Source organism: Rhodobacteraceae bacterium LMO-JJ12, assembly GCA_021555075.1.
In the GTDB taxonomy this organism is placed as follows: Bacteria; Pseudomonadota; Alphaproteobacteria; order Rhodobacterales; family Rhodobacteraceae; genus JAKGBX01.
Genome location: JAKGBX010000004.1, coordinates 1 through 18,720 on the forward strand (window position 1 = coordinate 1; position 18,720 = coordinate 18,720).

Here is an 18,720-nt window from a genome sequence, read left to right on the forward strand (position 1 = left end):
GGGGGGGGGCTGTCGGGGGGGCGCTGCCCCCGCACCCCCGGGATATTTTTGGCAAGATGAATATAGGACGACTGGGTGGGCGCGCGGGTTGCTCAGCGCGGCATTGGGTTTTGCGCCTTGTTGTAGGGTTTCCAGTCGGTGATTTCGGGGTAATACATGGCGCGCCATTTCTTGACCCGCGGGTTCATGATGCGGCGCCAGAGCGGCGGGACCATCGCCGCCATGGTCATGACCGGATAGCCGTAGGGCAGCTGGGGCGCTTGGGCGTCGGTGTAGTTTTGCAGCAAGGGAAAGCGGCGGTTGGGTTTATAGTGGTGATTGGAATGGCGCTGGAGGTTGATCAGCAGCCAGTTTGAGGCTTTGTGAGCGGCGTTCCAGCTGTGATGTGGCATGACGTGTTCGTATTTGCCGTCGCCGAGGTGTTTTCGGGTAAGGCCGTAGTGTTCGACGTAATTAACCAGTTCAAGTTGCCAGATTGCGACGCCGGCCTGAAAGATGAAGAGGAGCAGACCGAGCCAGCCTGCGAGCAGGAAGGCGAGCGCGAGCATGATGAGTTGAAGCGCCCAATAGCGCCAGAACGGGTTTGAGGGATCGCTCCAGTCGCGGTCTGCCTTGGCGAGTTTTTCGCGCTCGGCGCGGAACGCGGATTTGAGCGATGAAATTAGAACGCGGGGGTAGAAACGATGAAACCCTTCGTTGTAGCGCGCTGTTACTGGATCGCGCGGCGTGCCGACATAGCGGTGGTGCACCAGGAGGTGCTCGGAGCGGAAATGTGAATAGAGCACCATGGCGAGCAGGAGGTCGCCGAGCCAGCGTTCAGCGCGGCTTTTTTGGTGCATGAGTTCGTGGGAATAGTTGATTCCGACTGTGCCGGTGATGACGCCGACGCCGAAGAACAGGCCTATTTTCTCAAGGGCTGAGAGATGGTCGGTGTGGCCAGCATACCAGATCAGGCCGAAGAGCGTGAGAAATTGCAACGGCACCCAGAGCGTGGTGATTGCCTTGTAGAGCGTGAGGTCATCGTCGTCTGTTTCGAGGTCGGCGTTTTCGAGGTTGAGGCCGAGCACCGCGTCGAGTGCAGAGAAGAGATACCAGGTGACAACCGGCAGGAGCAGCACATACCAGCCACCCAGGATAGCGCCGAGCCAGGCGATGGGAATGAGCAGCAGCGAGAGCCAGAACGGCAGGGCGTTTTGCGGGCGGGCAAGCTCTTGGGCGGTGATCATCGGGTTGCTCCGGTACAGGTGTTCTTAGGCGTTTGGCGAAGATAGGGCGTCTTTGGCGAGATCATAGACCTTTCGCATCACGGTGGGCAGGTCTGAGGGGCGAAATTCGTTGTTTGTGAGGAAGGTGCCGGTATCGGGTGCCGTGTCTTGCGGCAGGATGGCGACACGGATGGCAAGACGCAGATGGAAGTGTGTGAAGGTGTGGCGGGCTTCGGCGTTGATTTCCTGCCAGTCGGCTTTAAGGGGGGGCAGATCGTCGGCTGTGTCGCCCCATGGTCCGCCGGGCCAGCCGAGCATACCTCCAAGCAGGCCGCGATCGGGGCGGCGCTCAAGCAGCCACGCGCCATCGGCGCGGCGCGCGACATAGGCGATGCCGAGGCGTGTGGGTTTGGGTTTTTTCGGGGTCTTGCGCGGTAGGGTCGCGGCGGTGCCATTGGTGCGGGCAAGGCAGTGTGGCGACCATGGGCAGATACCGCAGGCCGGGCTTTTTGGCGTGCAGATGGTGGCGCCGAGATCCATCACGGCCTGAGCATAATCGCCGGGACGATTTTTCGGCGTGAGCGCGGCGGCCAGCGCCGTGAGGTCGGGTTTGGCGGCGGGCAGGGGCGTTTGCACGTCATAAAGTCGCGCAATGACGCGCTCGACATTGCCATCGACTACGGTTTCGGGGCGATCAAAGGCGATGGCGGCGATGGCGGCGGCGGTATAGGGGCCGATGCCGGGGAGCTTGAGCAATTCGTCGCGTGTGTTGGGGAACGCGCCGAGCGCAGTGACGGCGCGGGCGCATTTCAAGAGGTTACGGGCGCGGGCGTAATAGCCAAGGCCGGCCCATTCGGCCATGACATCTTCGTCGCGCGCCGCGGCCAGCGTGCCCACCGTGGGCCAGAGGGTCATGAAGCGTTGGAAATAGCTTTTGACGGCGGCGACGGTGGTTTGTTGCAACATCACCTCGGAAAGCCAGATCGCATAAGGATCGGGGCGCAGACCGCGCGCATGATCAGCCGGGCTTATCCGCCAAGGCAGGGTGCGGGCGTGGGCGTCATACCAGCTTAGAAGCTCGGCTGTCTTGTCTGGTGGCGTGTCACGCATGTGTTATCCCTTCTTGCGGGGTTTTCCCTGTTCGCGGTGCCTTCCTGCCACTAAACTGGGAAGGAACCAAGGGAGGGGTGCATGGCGCCGCGCGCGGGTATGAAAGCGAAAGGCAGGGGCAAGGGGTTTGCCCGTGCGTCTGTCTTGCTGAGCGGACAGATCCGCAAGGCCGGGGAGACGCGGGGTTTTGCCGTGACCCGGCTTTTGACCCATTGGGTTGAAATCGTGGGCGAAGAAACGTCAGCGATGTCGCGCCCTGTCGAGATTTCCTATGGGCGTGGTGGCTTTGGTGCGACCTTGACGCTGCTGACCACGGGGGCCAATGCGCCGCTTTTGGAAATGCAAAAGGAAAAACTGCGCGAGCGGGTCAATACGGTCTATGGCTATAACGCCATCTCAAGGGTGAGGATCACCCAGACCCACGCCACGGGCTTTGCCGAGGGCCAAGCCAACTTTGAGCATCGCGCGCCCAAAAACTCCGAAAAAGCACCTGATCCGGTTATAAAACGCCGCGTGGCGGATGTCGCGGCACCTGTGGGTGACGACGGCTTGCGCGCGGCGCTTGAAGCTTTGGGTCAAAACGTTCTATCCAGATCGAAACGCCAGAAAGGGCCTATTGAATGATCATGAAACACCTTACATTGCCTGCCGTCGCGCTGATCGTCCTTGCCAGTGGGGCCGCGGTTGTCCTCGGCACGGGGAAAAGTGTGGCTGAGAGCCATGCTGCTTCGGATACCGCTGCGGCGTCACAAAATGGTGACACGATGGAAAAAGCGGCGGAAGCTGGCGAGATTGTCGAGATGGTCATGGGAGCCGAGGATGCGCCCGTGACGGTGATCGAATATGCGTCGTTCACCTGTCCGCATTGCGCCAATTTTCACATGAATCAGGGTAAACAGCTGAAGTCGGAATATATCGACACCGGCAAGGTGCGCTTTATCTACCGCGATGTCTATTTTGATCGGGTCGGGCTCTGGGCGGCAATGCTGGCGCGTTGTGAAAGTGACCGCTTCTTTGGCATTACCGATATGCTCTACTCCAAGCAGTCTGAATGGCTGGCGTCGAGCGATCCCGTGGTTTTGGCGGGCAGTCTGCGCAAGATGGGCAAGATTGCGGGCCTGAGCGAAGAGCGGGTTGATGCCTGCATGCAGGATGCTGACAAGGCCAAGGCTCTGGTTGATTGGTTTGAGACGAACGCCGAGGCTGACAATATCGAGGCTACGCCGACCGTGCTTGTGGATGGTGTCAAGCTTGACGGGAATTCATGGAACGCCATCAAGGAAGCGATCGACGCGAAGCTGGAGGGCTGAATGTCGGCGCCACTTGAGGGTTTGAAGGTTGTTGAGTTGGCGCGGATTCTGGCTGGCCCCTGGGCTGGTCAGACGCTGGCCGATCTGGGCGCGGATGTGATCAAGGTGGAGGCTCCGCAGGGCGATGATACGCGCCAGTGGGGTCCGCCTTTTGTTGAGCGCGAGGGCGACCGGACGGCGGCCTATTTTCATTCGTGCAATCGCGGCAAAGGCTCGATCACGGTGGATTTCCGTGAGGAAAGCGATTTGGAACGGCTTAGGGCGCTGATTGCTGATGCCGACATCCTGATCGAGAATTTCAAAGTCGGGGGCTTGAAGAAATACGGGCTGGATTTTGAGAGCCTATCTGCGCTCAATCCGCGTTTGATCTATTGCTCGATCACCGGGTTCGGGCAGACGGGGCCTTATGCGCATCGCGCCGGGTATGATTATATCATTCAGGGTATGTCTGGGTTGATGTCGATTACGGGCGAACCCGATGGCCAGCCACAGCGTGTTGGCGTGGCGGTGACGGATATTTTCACCGGGGTTTATTCGGTCTCGGGCGTGTTGGCGGCGCTTTATCAGCGCGAGCGTACGGGGCGGGGGCAGCAAGTTGATATGGCGCTTTTGGATGTTGCGGTTTCGGTGACGGCCAATCAGGCGATGAATTATCTGACCACCGGCACACCGCCGGGGCGGACCGGGAATTATCATCCCAATTTGACGCCCTATCAGGTGTTTGATTGTGCGGACGGGCATATCATCATCGCAACGGGAAATGACGCGCAATATCAGCGGCTTTGCGGATTGTTGGGACTGGCTTGGATGGCGGAGGACGTGAAGTTTCTCAAGAATGCCGACCGGGTAGCGAACCGGCCTGAGATGATTGATCTGTTGATGGGCGAGACGGTGAAACGCACCAAGGCCGAGCTTTTGGCGGGGTGCGAAGCCGAGGGGATTCCCGCCGGGCCGATCAACGATATGGCCGAGGTGTTTGCCGACCCGCAAGTGCAGGCGCGCGGTATGCAGATCGAATTGGACGGCGTGCCGGGTGTGCGTGCGCCGTTTCGGTTTAGCGAGGCAGAATTGAAGCTGAAACGGGCCAGCCCGAAGTTGGGGCAGGACGACGGCTGAGCAATAGGTTGACGGTGGCCCCGCAGCAATGCCGGGCCATTGTCTTTTTAATCTTTCAGGCGGTCGTGCCACTTGCTGCTTAGCGCGCGTGCGGTGTTGACCAAAAGCACAACGTCCATGCCCACGGCAAGGAATTGTGCGCCCCATTTGAGATAGTCCTGTGCGACCTCATCTTTGAAGGCGAGGATGCCGGCGGATTTGTCGGAGGCGGCGATTTTGCCAAGGCCTGTGCGGATCGCCTCGACCACGTCCGGGTGCGTGGGATTGCCGGGGTGGCCCATGTCGGCGGAAAGGTCGGCGGGGCCGATAAAGACTCCATCGACGCCTTCAACGTTGAGGATTCCGTCGAGGTTTTCCATGCCCTTGGCGGTTTCAACCTGCACAAGCAGGCAAACCTGTTCATTGGCGGTGGTAACGTAATCGGGGATGCCCGAGAAGCCGGTGGCGCGCGCGCCAGCGCCACCCATGCCGCGAATGCCATCGGGTGGGTAACGCATGGCGCGGGCCAGATGCGCGGCTTGCTCGGCGGTTTCGACAAGTGGGACGAGGACCGTCTGACAGCCCGCATCAAGCACCTGTTTGATCAGCCATTCATTGCCGATGGGCAGGCGCACCACGGCTTCGGTTTCGGTGTGTTTCAAGGCATGAATTTGCGCCGAGATGGTTTGCAGATCGTTGGGCGCGTGTTCGCCGTCGATCACCAACCAGTCAAAGCCTGTGGTACCCATGATTTCGGCGGCGTAGCCATCGGCGAAAGCGGCCCAGCAGCCGATCTGGACCTTGTCTTCGTTCAAGGCCTGTTTGAAGCGGTTGATGGGGGCGGGCATGGCTTACTCCTTGAGGCTTGCTGCGATCTCGAGGATCACGTTGTGGGCGGTGTTTATGTCGACTTCGGTAGCGTTGAATTGCCCCGCGGTGAAGCGGATCACGAATTTGTCTTGCGTGCGGGTTTGGGTGAGATAGATGCGGCCATCGTCGTTGATCGCATTGATCAGGCGAAGGTTCAGATCATCAAGGTCTCGCGCACCTTTGGGGGCGAAGCGGAAAGTAAAGAGCGCGAGAACCGGATCGGTAATGATTTCGAAATCGGGGTTGGCGCGGAGTTTTTCTGCGAGGCCGTGCGTCCAGTTTACGTGGTTGCGCAGCATTTCACGCAGACCATCGAGGCCATAGGCGCGGATCAGGAACCAGAGTTTCAGCGCGCGGAACCGGCGGCCAAGCGGGATCGACCATTCGGAATAATTGATGACGCCGTCTGCGCCGTGGGTCTTGAGGTATTCGGGCTGAATCGCCAGCGTGCGGGTGAGATCTTCAGGCGAGCGGATGAAATGGGCCGAAAGGTCAAACTGCGTGCCGAGCCATTTATGCGGATTGAGTACGACACTGTCGGCGCGCCCGACCCCGGTCCAAAGCTCGCGATATTCGGGGCAGATCATGGCGGAGCCAGCCCAGGCAGCATCGACATGGGTAAAGATGCCATGGGCTTCGGCGACATCCATCACGGCGGCGATATCATCGCAAGCCCCGGTGCCGGTGCCGCCGGTGCAGGCGATGATGCCAGCCGGGATGTGCCCGGCGGCGATATCACGTTCGATAGCGTCGTTGAGGGCGCGTGGATCCATTCCGCGCAGGGGGCCTTGGGTGGGGATGCGCACAAGGTTGGCCGCACCGATGCCGGATATCCAGATGGCGCGATCGATCGAGGTGTGGACCTCGGCGCTGGCATAGACGCGCAGGGTTTTCTGACCCGGCAGGCCGGATTTGTTGCCGTCCCAATCTAGCGCGCGTTCGCGCATGGTCAGCACGGCGGCGAGTGTGGCCGAGGAGGCGCTGTCTTGAATGACGCCGTGGAAGGCTTGCGGAAGGCCGAGCGCTTGACGCAGCCAATCCATCATGCGGGTTTCCATTTCGGTCGCGGCCGGGGAGGTCTGCCAGAGCATGCATTGCGCGGCGGTGGCGGCGATCAGATTGTCGGCCAGCACGGCGGCGGGAGAGGCGTTGGAGGGAAAATAGGCAAAGAAGCGCGGGTGCTGCCAATGGGTCATGCCGGGCATCACGATGGATTCGAAATCGGCAATGATGTCTTCGATGGGCTGGGGCGCGTCGGGGGGCGACGCGGGCAGTTGTGCGGCGATCTCGCCCGGTTTGGTCCGGGCTCGCACGGGCCGGTCGCGCAATGTGGCGTGATAATTTGCCGCCCAGTCGGCGGCCCATTTACCCCATTTCGGGAATTCGCTCCAGCGCATCGGTTGCTCCCAAGTTTTAGTTAATCTGTTAACGATATGGCATTTGATTGGTTGAGACAATAGGTGGGCGTTGGGTTGGGTGTTATGCGTCGGCCTGCTTTGAGGTGGCGCGGATCTCGGCTATCGTCTCGGCCAGTTCAGCTTCCCACGGGACGAGGAGTTCGCGCACGCGGGCCACGTATTCTTCGTTTTCATGTGGCGGAACACCGGGTTTGTGGACGTCGGCCACGGCAATCATTGCACGACGGTCAGTTTCGTTGAAGGCATCAACCATGCGCTCGGCGGTGGTGGGGTCGATCCCCAAGGCTTCAAATGCTGAGCGGCTCATTCTGAGTGTGCTGTCATAAGTCTCGCGAATGATGTCGCGACAGCCTGCCTGCCAGAGATCATAGACATGATCGCGGTCCATCGCGCGGGCGATGACATGCACCTTGGGATAGTTTGAAGTGACGTAGTGGGCCAGTTCGGTGATCTTTTCACGGTCATCAATGGCGATGACGAAAATGGCGGCCTCGCCAATGCCTGCGGCGTGCAGCAGATCGGGGCGGGTGGCGTCGCCGTAATAATGCTTCACCCCAAAGGCGGCCATGGCGTCGAGGCGGCGGGAGTTGAAATCAATCACGGTGGTGGCGATGCCTGCGACGCGCATGATCCGGTCAAACAACCCTCCAACACGGCCCGCTCCGGCGATAAGGATCTTGGAGCCTTCGGGCATATCGTCGGCTTCTCGGGTGGTTTCAACGCTGTAGCGCGGGACGAGAACGCGATCATAGAGGATGAAAAGTGCGGGCGTGAGCAACATCGAAAGTGCCACCACCAAGAGCAGGCGGTCGGCCAGATCGGGAGGGATGACGCCATTGGCGACGGTGAAGGAGAGCAGCACAAAGCCGAATTCCCCGGCCTGTGCGAGGCCGAGGGCAAAGAGCCATTTGTCGGTGCCACGCAGCTTGAACACATAGGCGAGGATCAAAAGGACAAAGGTTTTGAGTGCCATAAGTCCGAGGGTCAGGCCGACGATCAGCAGGAGGTGTTCGCCAAGAAGCGTGAAGTTGATGCCAGCGCCCACGGTCATGAAAAAGAGGCCGAGCAACAGGCCTTTGAATGGGTCGATATCGCTTTCAAGTTCGTGACGGTAGGCCGAGTTGGCCAGAACCACGCCCGCAAGGAACGTGCCAAGCGCGGGAGAGAGGCCAACGAGGCTCATCAACAGGGCAATGCCGATGACGATCATCAGGGCAGCGGCGGTGAAGAGCTCGCGCAGGTTAGCGGCTGAGATAAAGCGGAAAATTGGCGAGGTGAGAAACGAGCCGCCGATGACCACGGCGGCGATGGCCCCGAGCGTAACGAGAGCGGTCTGCCAACCGTTGAGGCCATCAACGAGGCTGAGACCCGGGCCGTGATCGCCCTCAGTAGCCGCTGCGGCGGCGTGATCTGCTACGGCCGTCGCGCTGTGCATCAGCTCGGGCAGGGCCAGAAGCGGGATGAAAGCGAGCATGGGAATGACGGCGATGTCCTGGGTCAGCAGGACCGAAAAGCTGGATTGTCCACCGTCGGATTTCATCAACCCTTTTTCATTAAGGGTTTGCAGCACGATAGCGGTGGAGGAGAGCGCAAAGACAAGACCGATGGCAAGTGCGACCGACCAGGGCTGGCCCAGTGCCATGGCGATGGCCATGACGGCGAGCGTGGTCAGGCCGACCTGACCTCCACCCAGACCCAGAAGGCGCATTCGCATGTCCCAGAGCAGTTTCGGTTCGAGTTCGAGGCCGACGAGAAACAGCATCATCACCACGCCGAATTCGGCGAAATGCTGAATCGAAACGATATCGACATTGAGCAGCACGAGAAGCGGCGAGATTACGATTCCGGCGATGAGATAGCCCAGCACCGAGCCCAGCCCGAGGCGCGAAGCGATGGGAACCGACACTACCCCGGCGACGAGAAAGACGAAGGCGAGGAGGAGGAAATCGGTCATGGATACCTGCCGGGTTGCCGCAGCAAAGAGCCAGCGGGTGTTGCGTGTTAATGATCAGTGAAGCGTGGAATGCGGCGCGTGGCAAGGGTGCAAGGTATGGGATGAAGATGCGATGGCGGCGCAGATCGAAAAAAGGCCGACCCGCATGTGAGCGAGCCGACCTGTTTTTGTGGGGGCAAGGCGCGCGGGGCGCGCGCTTTAGCCTTTAAGTGCGGCGGCCTTGAGCGCGGCGCGAAGCACGTCGCGATCGCCGATATGGTTGGCCAGAATAAGAATGAGCCGGGCATTGAACGCGTCGCTCTGTTCTTTGCTCAGCGGCTCGTGAGCGGCCAGCAACTCGGCATAGAAATCATCGGGTTTGTCGATGTTCGGGGTCAGGTTGAGATCGCTCATTGCAGTTGCTCCTTGCCCGTGGCGCGGCGTAGGGCAGCGCGGAAGAGGTTTTCGTTCCATGTATCGCGGCGCGCGGCCACGTGCTGATCCGGGCGGATGAGATAGACGCCTGAAGGCGCATCGCCGAGATAACGGGCCTTGAGTGCCATGGTTGTGTCATCCGTGGAGGAGAGCGCCAGCCGGGTGACCGCGATGCCGTCTTCCTCGAAATCATCGGGCGCGTCGGCGTCGATGGTCAGCAGGGTGAAGCGGCCCGCCAGTTGCTTCAGCAGATAGCCGTCCTTCAGCGGCACATCGGGGCAGGGCGAACCGGGGCGGGTGCGCTTGGGTGCACCTTCCAGGGCATCGGCCGAATTGAGCGGTGAGCCGTCATAGGTGCAAGGCAGGGAAAGACGCCCAGAGTTGACCAGAGGGCGGGCAAATTCGTGATGTTCGGAAAGGTCGAGCACGGCGTCGCGCAAGAGGCGGCTCATCTCGGATTTGGGGGTGATGAAATCGGTTGAGCGGGTGGAATTGAGGATGTTCTCATCCGCGCCGTAAACCCGCTCGAAATCATAGCTGTCGAGCAATGCCTCGGGGGCCTTGCCATCCATCACGAGTTTCAGTTTCCAGACCAGATTGTCAGTGTCTTGCAGGCCGGAATTTGCACCGCGCGCGCCAAATGGTGAGACCTGATGCGCAGAATCGCCGGCAAAGAGCACGCGACCATGGCGGAAATGCTCCATCCGGCGGCATTGGAAGGTATAGATCGAGGACCATTCGAGTTCATATTCGATGTCGTCGCCCAGCATGGCACGCAGGCGTTTGTCGATGTTTTCGGGCTTGAGCTCTTCTTCCTTGTCGATGTCCCAGCCGAGTTGAAAGTCGATCCGCCACACGTTGTCGGGCTGTTTATGCAAGAGGGCCGATTGACCGCGATTGAACGGTGGGTCGAACCAGAACCAACGCTCGGTCGGGAATTTGGCCTCCATGATCACGTCGGCGATGAGGAAGTTGTCTTCAAATACGCGACCGACGAAATCATGCCCCAACATGCGGCGGGTGGGGGAATTGGCACCATCACAAGCGATCAGCCAATCGGCCTCAAGCATATAAGGGCCTTCGGGGGTTTCGACTTCGATGCGGGCGTGATCGACGTGATTGCCGATTGCCTCGACCTTGTTCTTGCCGCGAATGTCGATCTCGGCACCCTGCGCTTGCAGCTCGCGCAGGCGGTTCACCAGGTATTCTTCGAAGTAATATTGTTGCAGATTGATAAAGGCGGGGAATTCATGGCCGTCTTCTGCCAGCAGGTTGAAATCATAGACCTGGCGTTCGTCAAAGAAGACCTTGCCGAGGTTCCATTCAACGCCTTTGTCGACCATTTCGCGACCGCACCCCAAACGATCGAGAATTTCCAGCGGGCGCTTGGCATAGCAGACGGCGCGCGAGCCGAAGCTGACCTTGTCGTTGTCATCGAGAATGACGACGGGCACGTTGTGTTGCGCGAGATCAATGGCCGCCGCGAGGCCGACAGGGCCCGCGCCGATGATCACGACGGGATGGCGCACGGGGCTGGTTGCGTCCTGATCTGGCGAACGCTCGTAGGCGTAGAGCGGGATTTCGAAGATTTTATTCATGGTTTCTCCTCCGGGGGCGGCATGTGGGATGGCCTTGCACCATCCTCACATGCCGGAATTTTTATGCCCTTGATTTCGATCAGGCTTGATAATGATCAAGCCAGGCGCGCTGTCAGGGCGGCGTGAGCTGGTTTTTCAGCGTCAAACCGGCTTAGCCTTGCAGGGCGTCCCACATTTCAAGATCGCGCTGAGCGGTCCAGATGCGTGGGGTGTCGATGCCGCGTGCTTCGTCATAGGCGCGCGCGACGTTGAACGGCAGGCAATGCTCATAAATCGCGTAGTCGGCAAACTTGGGATCGCATTCGGCGCGCACGGCGTCCCAGGCGTCTTTGAGGCTGCCACCACGGGCTGCGACGCGGGCGGCGGGGCGATAGGTGCTTTCGACGAAATCGCGGGTGTTTTCGATGGCGGCGTTGACCATATCGGGCCCGATAAGTGCGTCGCCACGGCCCGGCGCAATGGCATCGACATCAAACGAGGAGATGTTGTCGAGCGTGTCGCCCCAATCGGAGAAATGCCCATCGCCGCAATAGCAGGCCGAATGATATTCAACGATATCACCGGTAAACATCACGTTTTCATCGGGCACGTGGATGACGATATCGCCCGCCGTATGGGCGCGGCCAAGGTGCATGAGATCAACCCGGCGGTTGCCGAGATAGACGGTCATGTCTTCGCTGAAGGTGGTGGTGGGGAAGGTCAGGCCCGGGATACTCTCGTGGCCTTCAAAAAGGCGCGGGAAGCGTTGGAACTCGGAATCCCAGTCTTCTTGACCACGCTCTACCACCATGGCGCGGGCAGCGTCGCCCATGATGATCTGATCGGCGCCATAAGCGGAAGCACCAAGCACGCGCACGGCGTGGTAATGGGTGAGCACGACATGAGAGATCGGCTTGTCGGTGACGGTGCGCACGCAATCGATGACTTTCTGGGCAAGACGGGGGGTTGCCTGGGCCTCGACGATCATCACTGACTCATCGCCGATGATGACGCCTGAGTTGGGATCGCCTTCGGCGGTGAAGGCATAGAGATCCTTGCCGACTTCTTCGAAAGTGATTTTTTTCTCGGACATGTCGCCTTGGGATGCGAATGCTTTGGCCATGGTGTGTTTCCTTTGTTCGGTTGCGCCGGGGCGAGGTAGGGGAGCCTCCGGCGGGGATATTTTGGGCAAGATGAAACGCTTTAGCGTGCGTAAGGGTCTTTCAGCGCGGGCAGGATCGTGCCGGTGCAGGCGCCAAAACCGATGGTGTAGCCGTCGCCATAGGCCGCGCCTTCGAGTGTGAGCGTATCGCCATCTTCAAGGAAGGTGCGGGTCTCGCCGGTGTCGAGCGTGAGGGGTTCTTTGCCGCCCCAGCTAAGCTCGAGAAGCGAGCCGCGTTCGGATTTGGTGGCGCCCGAGATGGTGCCGGAGCCGAGGAGATCGCCGGGGTTCATCGGACAGCCTGAGGTGGTGTGATGTGCGAGTTGTTGCGGCGCGGAGAAATACATCTGATTGTAGTTGGTCTCGGCGATGGTAGTGGGCGCTTTGCCTTCTGGCGCGAGTGTCACCTTGAGGTCGATGTTGTAGAGCATTGGGCCGGTATCTTTGAGATGAGGCAGCAATTCGACTTCGCGCGCGGGGGTGTCACAGCGGAACGGCTCAAGTGCTGCCGTAGTGATGATCCATGGGCTGATCGAGGTAGCGGTTGCCTTGGCCTGAAACGGGCCGAGCGGTTGGTATTCCCAGGCCTGGATGTCGCGCGCGGACCAGTCGTTGAGCAACACGTAGCCGAAGATGTTGGCGTCGGCCTCATCCACCGTGATCGGACCATCCGAGGGCTGGCCGACGATGGCGCCCATTTCAAGTTCGAGATCGAAGCGACGGCAGGGCAGGAAGGCAGGCAGATCGTGATCGGGTGATTTGAGCTGACCCCAGGGGCGGCGAATATCGGTGCCGGAGATCACCACCGAAGAGGCGCGGCCATTGTAGCCGATGGGGATGTGCAACCAGTTGGGCGGCAGTGCATTTTCGGCGCCGCGAAACATTGTGCCGACGTTTACGGCGTGGTTCTTGCCAGCGTAGAAATCGGTATATTCCGAGACCAGAATGGGCAGGTGCATCTCGGCGTCTTTCTGTGCCACGAGCATGGCTTCAGCCTCGGAGTGATCGACGGAGCCTTCGGCCAGAATTTCGGTGAGACGCGCGCGCAGGGCGGCCCAGAGTTCGGGGCCTTCTTCCATCACCTCGTTCCAGAACGGCACGTCAAACAGCGGCGCGTCGGTGAGGGTGATCAGCCCGGCCTCTTCTGCGGCAGCCATGTCGAGGATCATGTCACCGATGGCAACGCCGCAGCGTGGCTCAAGCGTGTCGGTGGAAAAGACGCCGTAGGGCAGGTTGTTGAGCGGAAAAGGGTGTTTCGGATCGTTGGCCGAAGAGACCCAAGATTTCATAAGAGACATTCGCGTTTCCTTGTGTGAACGGTGCGCAAGAAGCACACCCTACGGTGTTGGTGTAGGGTGCGCATTCGGCGCGCCGCCAGATGTTATTTCTTGCCGGGTGTGCCGTCGAATTTCTTTTCGATATCGCTCCAGCAGTCGATGTAGTCGTCCTGAAGCGGGGCTTCGTTGGCGGCAAAACCGGTGAGATGCTGCGGGAAGCGGGTTTCGAACATGAACGACATGGTGTTGTCGAGCTTTTCGGCTTTGAGGTCGGCATTCGACGCGCCCTCGAAAGCGTTCTTGTCGGGGCCGTGCGGCAGCATCATGTTGTGCAGGCTCATCCCGCCGGGGATGAAGCCCTTGGGCTTGGCGTCATACTGACCATAGATGTTGCCCATCAGCTCGGACATGATGTTCTTGTGATACCATGGCGGGCGGAAGGTGTCTTCGGCCACCATCCAGCGTTCGCGGAAGAGCACAAAGTCGATATTGGCGGTGCCGGGCTGACCCGAGGGGGCGGTGAGCACGGTGAAGATCGACGGGTCGGGATGATCGAACAGGATCGCGCCGACCGGGCAATAGGTGGATAGGTCGTATTTTACCGGCGCATAGTTGCCATGCCACGCCACCACGTCGAGCGGAGAATGGCCGATTTTTGTCTCGTGGAACTGACCGCACCATTTGATGGTGACGGTCGAGGGGGCGTCGCGATCCTCAAAAGCGGCCACGGGGGATTTGAAATCGCGCCGGTTGGCCATGCAGTTGGCGCCGATCGGGCCGCGGCCCGGAAGCTCGAATTTCTGGCCGTAGTTTTCGCAGACAAAGCCGCGCGCCGGGCCTTCGAGCACTTCTACGCGGTAGAGCAGGCCGCGCGGGATGATGGCGATTTCCTGCGGTGCAAGGTCGATAATTCCCAGCTCGGTGGCGAAGCGCAGGCGGCCTTCTTGCGGCACGATCAGCAGTTCTGAATCGGCGGAATAGAAATAAGCGTCGCGCATCGATTCGGTGACGAGATAGATGTGGGATGCCATGCCGACTTGGGTGTTCACGTCGCCTGCTGTGGTCATGGTGCGCATTCCGGTGAGCCATGTCAGCTTTTCTTCGGAATGAGGCACGGGATCCCAGCGGTATTGGCCGAGAGAGACCACGTCGGGGTCGACGTTGGGGGCAGATTTCCAAAGGGGGAGATCAATTTTCTCGTAGCGATGTGAATGCTTTACCGAAGGGCGGATGCGATAGCACCAGGTCCGCTCGTTTTGGTGGCTGGGGGCGGTGAAAGCGGTGCCCGAGAGCTGCTCGCCGTAAAGCCCATAGTTGCATTTCTGTGGTGAGTTCATGCCCTGGGGCAGGGCGCCGGGCAGGGCTTCGGTCTCGAAATCATTGCCGAAGCCGGGCATGTAGCCCTGATGCGGGCCGGCCAGTGAAGGGGCCTGAACCATGCCGGAGGGTTTGGTTTCAATGTTCATTTTGCGCGTCTCCTGTCAGGTGGTTGCGCTGTTAACAGTCTGTTTTGTAACTAACAACGCCTGGATTTGAAGATACCCATGACTTGCCGCGAATGGCCTAGGTAGGGAAGGCTTGGATCGGTGAGACCGGATTTGGAATTTGCAGATTCGTGGTGGCCGTTGTTCGCAGGGGGCAATGGTATCGAAACGAGGGAAAAAGTGCCAGTCGGCAGGAAAGTGGGCCGCAGATTCGTTACGTTGATAGCAAAAGCTGGTTGCTATCGGGACGGGTTCATATGTAACCAAAAGTAAAGGAGATGTGATGCCAGATCAAAACCAGTTCGATTTGCAGGATTTTCTGCCCTATCTGCTTAACCAGGCGGCCGAGGAAAGCTCGCTTGGGTTTCAGCAGGTCTACAAGGGGCGATACGGCATGTTGCGCACCGAATGGCGGGTGCTGTTTCACCTCGGGATTTATGGGCAGATGACGGCGCGGGAAATCGGGCGGCGCTCAAAAATGCACAAAACCAAGATCAGCCGGGCGGTCGCCAAGCTGTCTGAACGGCGGTATCTTACGCGAACGCGCGACGAGGCGGATCGGCGGTTGGAATACCTGGACCTGACAACAGCGGGGATGCGGGCGTATCGTGATCTGCGCGAGGTTGCGTTGGAGTATAATGCCGGGCTTCTGGAGCAGTTTACCGATGAAGAGGCCAAGGTGTTGCGGCGGCTATTGCGGAAATTGGCGCATGCCGAGGAAGAATGAGTGGTGCCAGGATGAGTCGCGCGGTGCGTGTTTCACAAAGGACATGGCGCGACCTGCGGGTGGCGCATGAGTGATCAGGCAAAGGGGCTGTTGATCACGCTGATGGGCGTGCTGTTCGTGGTTCCCGATTCGCTGTTCGTGCGGCTGATTTCGGCAGATGCGCTGGTGGTGTCGTTTTGGCGCAATCTGATTTCAGGCGGTCTGATCCTGCTTTTCGTATTGGCTACGGGCGGGTTGCGGCCTTTTCGGGCGGTATTTGCCACCGGGTTTTACGGGCTTTTCTATATGGTCGCGGCAGGCACGGCGGGAATTCTGTTTGTCCTCGCGGTCAGCCTGACGTCGGTGGCAAATGTTGTGTTGATCATTGCGGCGATGCCTGTGTTTGCCGCGATCTACAGCCGCATCTTTCTGGGCGAGCGCATATCACGTCGGATGGTAATGACGATGGTGGCTGTGGCCGTGGGGCTGGCGGTGATCGCCTATGGTTCGGGCGAAACCGTGGGGGCGCATTGGTCTGGCGATCTGGTGGCGCTGTCGGTTGCGGCGCTGTTTGCTGCGGGGCTGACGGCGGCACGCAAGGTCAAGCATGTGTCGATGGTGCCGGGGGTGGCGCTTGGCTATGTGCTGGCGTCTTTTGCGCTGTTGCCATTCATCGCGCCGCTTGATGTGCCCGATGGGCAGTGGGGGTTGGTTGCGCTGCATGGTATTGTGATTGTGATGAGCGCGGTCGGACTTGCGCTGGGCCCACGCTATATTCCTAGCGCCGAGGTGGGCTTGTTGATCCTGCTGGAATCTGTGCTGGCGCCGCTATTGGTCTGGTCTGTGGTGGGGGAATACCCTGGCTTTTATGCCTTTACCGGAGGGGCCATCGTGATCGGGGCGTTGGCGGTTTATAATCTGGCGATGCTGCAGCGCAGGCGCGTGCCGGGGTAATTCACTATCCACTCGTGCGGTTGCGGTGATTGATTAGAAGTCGATCGTAACACCCGGAAGATTCAGCGCTTTCATAAGGTCGCGCAATTCCTGCCGCGCGGCAATATTCGAGATATTGAGCTGTTTCACCCCGATGTCCTTGAGGTCGAGCAAGGTGAGGCCACGCGGGAACAATTCGCGGAAGATCACCCGTTCGTTGAAGCCCGGTCCGACGCGGAAACCGATGCGTTTGGAGAGCTTATGAAGCGCGACCTCCATCTTTTCCTTGTTGACCATGCGCTGGGCACCGAGCCGGTTGCGCAGTACGACCCAGTCGATCGGTTTCAAACCTGCCTGAGCGCGAAGCTGGCGCGCTGACCAGACCATTTCGGAATAGACCGAGGGGCCGAGGATGGTTTCGCCATCGCCGTCGATATGGGCCAGCAGATCGAAGTCGACAAAGCTGTCATTGAGCGGCGTGACCAATGTATCGGCCAACGAATGCGCCACTTGGGAAAGTCGCGTGTGCGAGCCGGGGCAATCGATCAGGATGAAATCATTGTCGGGGTCGAGAGTGGCCACGGCAGCGGAAAGCCGGTGATCATAGATGTTTTCGCCCGGCTTGAGCTTGGATTTGTCGATCTCGGGGAGGTCGTGATAGTCGGGGCCGGGCAGGGAAAGCCCGGATTTCTGCATGAAGCGGGCGCGATTTTCGGCGTAGCGGCCAAAGGTTTTCTGTCTTAGGTCGAGATCGAGCGCAGAGATCGAATGCCCCATGCGCGCCAGCGCGGTGGCGACATGCATCGACACGGTCGATTTGCCCGCGCCGCCCTTTTCATTCCCCACGACGATAATATGCGCCATAGCCCGAACGCCCCTTCGAGATTTCCGCGCCTGCCTGCGCGTGTTGTCATTGCGCACACTATATGTTGTGGGAGCCGCTTTGGAAAGCGCCAAGCGGCATGGGTGAGGTGGAAAGCTATCGCTGTTGCAAAGACCGTTTTTGTCCGATGGATCGCGGCGCATGGTGGTATCTGGGGGCGTGTTCTGACGTGGGGGTTGGCAGGTGGGGCCTGTCAAGCTAGGCTCAATCCCAAGCGGCGCCGCAGAGCGACCGCAATAATGGGAGAGAGACATATGAAATTGATGACAACCGCCACTGTGGCGGCTCTTACCTTTGGGTTCGTAAGCGAAGCTGTGGCCACCGAATGGAACGTTTCGGTCTGGGGGAAGCGGCGCGCCTTTACTGAGCACATCGAGAAGCTGGCCGAGTTGGTTTCGCAAAAGACCGACGGCGAGTTCACGATGAACGTGAGCTATGGCGGATTGTCGAAGAACCGCGAGAACCTTGATGGGATTTCGATTGGTGCGTTTGAAATGGCGCAGTTCTGTGCGGGGTATCACCCGGACAAGAACCGTCTGATTACCGTGCTTGAGCTGCCGTTCCTCGGGGTTGAGAACCTTAAGCAGGAAGTAGCCGTGAGCCATGCGGTTTATGCCCACCCGGCTGTGCAGGAAGAAATGGCGCAGTGGAATGCCAAGATCATCATGACCTCGCCGATGCCGCAGTACAATATCGTCGGCACGGGTGAGCCACGCGACACGCTGGCCAAGATGGAAGGTATGCGGGTTCGTGCCACCGGCGGCCTTGGCGAAGCGTTCAAGGCTGTTGGCGCGGTGCCCACATCAGTGACGGCCTCGGAGGCTTATCAGGCAATGGAATCGGGGGTGGTCGATACCGTGGCTTTTGCCCAGCACGCGCATTTGAGCTTTGGGACAATCAACGAGGCCGATTGGTGGACGGCGAACCTCAACCCCGGCACGGTGAATTGCCCTGTGGTGGTGAATATCGACGCCTATGAATCACTGTCAGACAACGAGCGCGAGGCGCTTGATAGTTCGGTTGATGAGTCGATTGCCCATTACCTTGCCAATTATGGCGAGCTTTTGAAGCGCTGGGATTCGATCCTGGACGAAAAGGGCGTGCAGAAGGTGACGATCAGCGAAGATGAGCTGACCAAGTTCCGCGCCTTGGCCGCTGATCCGAGCCGAGATGCCTGGATCAAGGATATCGAGACCCAGGGCCTGCCGGGGCAGGAACTCTATGATTTGCTGGTCAAATCGCTGGCTGATGCCAAGGCGGCAAACTGAGCCGCGACTGTCATGACATGAAAAACGGGGCTGCGCCGGGTGCGCGGCCCTATA

The 18,720-nt window shown here is 59.6% G+C and carries 17 protein-coding genes; 6 read left to right on the forward strand and 11 right to left on the reverse strand.

Going from position 1 to position 18,720, the window contains the following annotated elements; genetic code table 11:
* Nucleotides 1-92: 92 nt before the first annotated feature.
* Together LZG00_18785 and LZG00_18790 are read right to left on the reverse strand one after the other, a co-directional pair.
* Nucleotides 93-1,226, reverse strand: a complete 1,134-nt coding sequence (locus tag LZG00_18785) for an alkane 1-monooxygenase (GenBank protein ID MCF3596032.1) — start codon at nt 1,224-1,226, stop codon at nt 93-95.
* Nucleotides 1,227-1,250: 24 nt separating this feature from the next.
* Nucleotides 1,251-2,315 carry an A/G-specific adenine glycosylase gene (locus LZG00_18790; protein ID MCF3596033.1) on the reverse strand — a complete coding sequence of 355 codons (1,065 nt, stop codon included), beginning with the start codon at nt 2,313-2,315 and terminating at the stop codon, nt 1,251-1,253.
* A gap of 81 nt (nt 2,316-2,396) precedes the next feature.
* On the opposite strand from LZG00_18790, the gene LZG00_18795 reads away from it, so the two are divergent.
* The 3 genes from LZG00_18795 to LZG00_18805 are packed head-to-tail and all read left to right on the forward strand — an operon-like array spanning nt 2,397 to nt 4,741.
* Complete coding sequence (locus LZG00_18795; protein ID MCF3596034.1) at nt 2,397-2,939, forward strand: DciA family protein; 543 nt, start codon at nt 2,397-2,399, stop codon at nt 2,937-2,939.
* Nucleotides 2,936-3,625, forward strand: coding sequence for a DsbA family protein (locus tag LZG00_18800; protein ID MCF3596035.1), 690 nt, complete (start codon nt 2,936-2,938; stop codon nt 3,623-3,625). Before LZG00_18795 ends, LZG00_18800 begins: the two co-directional genes overlap by 4 nt.
* The gene (locus tag LZG00_18805) at nt 3,626-4,741 is read left to right on the forward strand and encodes a CoA transferase (protein MCF3596036.1); all 1,116 of its coding nucleotides are present in this window, start codon (nt 3,626-3,628) and stop codon (nt 4,739-4,741) included.
* A gap of 47 nt (nt 4,742-4,788) precedes the next feature.
* On the opposite strand, the gene LZG00_18810 is transcribed toward LZG00_18805, so the two are convergent.
* The 8 genes from LZG00_18810 to hmgA all read right to left on the reverse strand — a co-directional run bounded on the left by LZG00_18810 (nt 4,789) and on the right by hmgA (nt 14,858).
* Nucleotides 4,789-5,568, reverse strand: a complete 780-nt coding sequence (locus tag LZG00_18810; protein MCF3596037.1) for an HpcH/HpaI aldolase/citrate lyase family protein — start codon at nt 5,566-5,568, stop codon at nt 4,789-4,791.
* Between the two features lie 3 nt (nt 5,569-5,571).
* A complete protein-coding gene (locus tag LZG00_18815) occupies nt 5,572-6,987 on the reverse strand; it encodes a pyridoxal-dependent decarboxylase (protein ID MCF3596038.1) in 1,416 nt (471 codons plus the stop codon).
* An 82-nt stretch (nt 6,988-7,069) separates the two neighbouring features.
* Nucleotides 7,070-8,962: a cation:proton antiporter gene (locus LZG00_18820; GenBank protein MCF3596039.1), complete on the reverse strand. Its 1,893-nt coding sequence runs from the start codon at nt 8,960-8,962 to the stop codon at nt 7,070-7,072.
* Between the two features lie 198 nt (nt 8,963-9,160).
* The gene (locus LZG00_18825) at nt 9,161-9,355 is read right to left on the reverse strand and encodes a DUF2783 domain-containing protein (GenBank protein MCF3596040.1); all 195 of its coding nucleotides are present in this window, start codon (nt 9,353-9,355) and stop codon (nt 9,161-9,163) included.
* Nucleotides 9,352-10,974 carry an FAD-dependent oxidoreductase gene (locus LZG00_18830; GenBank protein ID MCF3596041.1) on the reverse strand — a complete coding sequence of 541 codons (1,623 nt, stop codon included), beginning with the start codon at nt 10,972-10,974 and terminating at the stop codon, nt 9,352-9,354. Before LZG00_18830 ends, LZG00_18825 begins: the two co-directional genes overlap by 4 nt.
* Nucleotides 10,975-11,125: 151 nt before the next feature.
* Complete coding sequence (locus LZG00_18835; GenBank protein MCF3596042.1) at nt 11,126-12,076, reverse strand: MBL fold metallo-hydrolase; 951 nt, start codon at nt 12,074-12,076, stop codon at nt 11,126-11,128.
* A gap of 80 nt (nt 12,077-12,156) precedes the next feature.
* The gene (gene fahA / locus LZG00_18840; protein ID MCF3596043.1) at nt 12,157-13,413 is read right to left on the reverse strand and encodes a fumarylacetoacetase; all 1,257 of its coding nucleotides are present in this window, start codon (nt 13,411-13,413) and stop codon (nt 12,157-12,159) included.
* An 83-nt stretch (nt 13,414-13,496) separates the two neighbouring features.
* Complete coding sequence (hmgA, locus tag LZG00_18845; GenBank protein ID MCF3596044.1) at nt 13,497-14,858, reverse strand: homogentisate 1,2-dioxygenase; 1,362 nt, start codon at nt 14,856-14,858, stop codon at nt 13,497-13,499.
* 301 nt (nt 14,859-15,159) lie between these two features.
* Here hmgA and LZG00_18850 point away from each other — a divergent pair, with 301 nt between their 5' ends.
* Nucleotides 15,160-15,603: a MarR family transcriptional regulator gene (locus LZG00_18850; protein ID MCF3596045.1), complete on the forward strand. Its 444-nt coding sequence runs from the start codon at nt 15,160-15,162 to the stop codon at nt 15,601-15,603.
* 66 nt (nt 15,604-15,669) lie between these two features.
* A complete protein-coding gene (locus tag LZG00_18855; protein MCF3596046.1) occupies nt 15,670-16,536 on the forward strand; it encodes a DMT family transporter in 867 nt (288 codons plus the stop codon).
* Between the two features lie 33 nt (nt 16,537-16,569).
* Here the strand turns inward: LZG00_18855 and LZG00_18860 are convergent, their stop codons facing one another.
* Entirely contained in the window at nt 16,570-17,379 is an 810-nt protein-coding gene (locus LZG00_18860; protein MCF3596047.1) for a division plane positioning ATPase MipZ, read from the reverse strand.
* Nucleotides 17,380-17,652: 273 nt separating this feature from the next.
* On the opposite strand from LZG00_18860, the gene LZG00_18865 reads away from it, so the two are divergent.
* Nucleotides 17,653-18,666, forward strand: a complete 1,014-nt coding sequence (locus tag LZG00_18865; GenBank protein ID MCF3596048.1) for a C4-dicarboxylate TRAP transporter substrate-binding protein — start codon at nt 17,653-17,655, stop codon at nt 18,664-18,666.
* Nucleotides 18,667-18,720: the final 54 nt, after the last annotated feature.